Origin of the sequence: Amycolatopsis sp. SID8362 (assembly GCF_010550475.1) — a bacterium.
Taxonomy (GTDB): Bacteria; Actinomycetota; Actinomycetes; order Mycobacteriales; family Pseudonocardiaceae; genus Amycolatopsis; species Amycolatopsis eburnea.
In genome coordinates this window covers 1-688 of sequence record NZ_JAAGNB010001495.1, presented here as the reverse complement: position 1 = coordinate 688, position 688 = coordinate 1, and the positions used below count along the sequence as shown (strand labels likewise).

Genomic DNA, 688 nt, shown 5'->3' with positions numbered 1-688 from the left:
CCCGGCGGTCCCCGGCGAGGTCGTCCTCGACGCCGCGCTGGCGCGGGACGCCGGGGTCGGCGTCGGCGAGCAGGTGCGGATCGCCACGCGCTCGACGCCGGCCGAGTTCCGGGTGAGCGGGATCGTCGACGCGCTGTCCCGGCAGTCGGCTCTGTTCTTCACCCCGGACCAGGCCGTGGCGCTGGCCGGACGGCCCGGGCAGGCGCACGCGATCGGCGTGCTGGCCGATCCCGGCGTCGCTCCGGAAACCCTCGCCGAGCGGGTGCGCGCGGCCGCGCCCGGTACCGAGGTGACCACCGGTGTCGAACGCAGCGGCATCGAGTGCCTCGACGTCAGCCAGACCCGCACGCTGCTGCTCGCGATCGCGGGCTCGTTCGGCGGCTTCGCGCTGCTCGTCGCGGTGTTCGTGGTGGCGAGCACGCTGGCACTGACCGTCAACCAGCGGCGCCGGGAGTTCGCGCTGCTGCGCGCGGTCGCGGCCACCCCGCGGCAGATCCGCAAGCTCATCGGCACCGAGACGACGCTGATCGCGCTCGTCGCCGGCGTCCTCGGCAGCGCGCTCGGGCTCGCGGTCGCGTCCGGGCTGCGGGACGCCTTCGCCGCGATCGGCGTGGTCCCGGCCGACTTCGGCCTCGCGATCAGCCCGATCCCGCTGGTCGCCGCGCTCCTGCTCGGCCTGGGCGCGGCC

The 688-nt window shown here is 76.3% G+C and carries 1 protein-coding gene; it reads left to right on the top strand.

The annotated features are described in order from the left end of the window. The coding region (locus G3I65_RS45815; RefSeq protein WP_160701655.1) for an ABC transporter permease at positions 1–688 on the top strand (688 nt) is incomplete at both ends.